2 protein-coding genes are annotated in these 2,360 nt (G+C 47.0%); both read left to right on the forward strand.

Going from position 1 to position 2,360, the window contains the following annotated elements:
* The first annotated feature begins 216 nt into the window (after positions 1 to 216).
* Positions 217 to 738, forward strand: coding sequence for an integrase core domain-containing protein (locus tag AAH187_RS19140; protein WP_342350090.1), 522 nt, complete (start codon positions 217 to 219; stop codon positions 736 to 738).
* 125 nt (positions 739 to 863) lie between these two features.
* Positions 864 to 1,208 carry an STAS domain-containing protein gene (locus AAH187_RS19145; protein WP_342350089.1) on the forward strand — a complete coding sequence of 115 codons (345 nt, stop codon included), beginning with the start codon at positions 864 to 866 and terminating at the stop codon, positions 1,206 to 1,208.
* The last annotated feature ends 1,152 nt before the right edge of the window (positions 1,209 to 2,360 follow it).

The raw sequence follows: 2,360 nt of genomic DNA on the forward strand, positions 1-2,360 counted from the left end.
CCTTTTGATTGGCAAACCCGGGACAAGAAAATTATTGACGCCCTGAATCAGTTGGTGGAGGCGCATCCGCGCTGGGGCGTGTGGAAATATATCAACCGACTCCACGCCTTAGGCCATCCCTGGAATCACCAACGCATTTATCGGATCTAGCGGCAATTGGGACACAATCAGCCACGGCGAACCAAGCGCCGGGTACCCACACGACCTTCTTTGCCGGTGTTTGTACCGGAAGGGCCCCATGAAGTCTGGTCAGCGGACTTCATGAGCGATGCCTTGTATCATGGCAGCCGGTTTCGGACGTTCAAGCTGATCGATGACTTTAATCGGGAAGCGTTGGCGATTGAGATTGATACGTCTCTTCGGGCAGAACGGATTATCCGAGTACTTGACCGATTAAAGGCTGAACGCGAACTTCCGCACATGATCCGGGTGGATAACGGGCCAGAGTTTCTCGCACAGAGCCTTCAAGACTGGGGAAAGGCGAATCGGGTGTTGATTTTCCACATACAACCCGGTCGCCCGACGCAGAATGCCTTTATCGAGCGGTTCAATCGCACGTATCGGAATGAAGTGCTCAATCTCTATCTGTTTCGCAGTTTAGACGAAGTGCGGGAGATCACGTCCCATTGGATAAGGACTTACAATGAACTCCGACCCCACAAGGCCTTACAGGGCGCGGCCCCACGTCTCTATCACAAACCAACGATGGAAAACTCTACTTATGAACTGTCTGCTTGACGGGGAAGCTTACACATACATCTAGTCTTAACGAGTAATTGTTCGGTCTACCTGGAAAAGATTGAATATAGCTCTATGTATTAAACATCCCATTTTGGTTCTTTACAAATTAAGAGGTAGATTCCATGCTCCAAGTCCGCGAAAAACTGAATAACCAATCCACCGTCATCATCTTCACAGGACGGTTTGATCGACAATCAACCATTGGTATCGGGGACCTGATCCTCGGCTCCAAGGACATGAGGTGTCAGCACATCATTCTGGATTTCATGGGCATCACCGGGATTGATTCGGTGGGTCTCGGGCTCTTGTATCTTTGGTACCATAAACTACAACCTCAACACATTGGGCTAAGTATTGTGGGGCCTTCTCCTAATGTCCAAGCTGCCCTGGAAAGCTGTCACCTTCCCGACTGCATTCCAGTCTATGCCTCTGAGCACGAGGCAATCCGACAGGAAATCTACTGTTAGATGGCCTTTGCTTCATCGTTCGGGCATCAGCATGATCGTCTGTTCCTTGATCCACTAATCCCGGTTTATATGATCAACGGTCATCAAACTCTCTATTTTTCAGGGAATATATCGCCTTTCGCCTAACTTAATTCCATGTAAATCCTGGCATTAGTCTGAAACAAATCCTGGTGAAAGCTCCGTAACTGACTCCGAAGGTGATTGCCATCGAAGGCAAATATCTTCAGGGGTGGGGGAGGCTTGAGTAAGGATTTGAGGATGACAGAGTCGTGTTTCTCATTGAGTCTAATCCTTTAAATTGTATCATTCTCCAATTACTTTCCTGGTGTGCTTTCGTTGTGTGGTTTTTCATTTTCTCCCATCAATATGCAGGTCCCCGGTTTTTCCCCTATCAAGAAGCCATTTGACTGGATTCTCGTGAAATAGATGTTTCTATATTCCTGAAATTTTCTGCTACCAAAAAACTGTTGAAGTGCTAGAAACCACTTTGAAGTTCGGCCCTAGTTAACTAATGGCCACGGCCAAATCACGGCGACAATCGGAACACTTGGCTCCTTCTTTTGAGACCGATACCACTCGAATGTAATGTGCACACCACATGCAGTAGAGATACCCTGGCCCATTGAATCGAAAAGGATAAGTGGGGGAGAGCTTTCCCCAATTCACCGTTTCTATTGGAGACCAGGATACTGTGTTAGAGATCATTGCGTACAAACCCTTTCTCAATAAATTGGTCTTGTTGGTCACCCCTCTATGTTGAAAAGAGTGGTTTTGCTAACTCCGGAACCAGTGAAGGGAGAAGACTCCCAAAAAGGCTATAACCGTTTCGATCATCCATAATGTTGTCCAATCCATGAAGCTGTCCTCCTGTTTCTCTATTGTCCTGGTTCTGCTCTTGGTTCATGGAGGAGCAACCTTAATGCCATTTATACCTGTGCATCGGACCGCCAGACCGCCACCCACCAACTTATTGATTTATTGAAAGAAACGGGAAAGATGGAAGAAGCGAAGTTTCGATCTGACCATGAAAACCGAAGTATCTAAACCGATACAGACCGTATCTCATTCACTAAGTGAAGCTGGCTTATTGAGGAGTACGACATTCAGGCAAATTGGGAGGACAGTATAATTGGTTGCTTTGAAAGGACCTGA

This window comes from uncultured Nitrospira sp. (genome assembly GCA_902500695.1).
Taxonomy (GTDB): domain Bacteria; phylum Nitrospirota; class Nitrospiria; order Nitrospirales; family UBA8639; genus Nitrospira_E.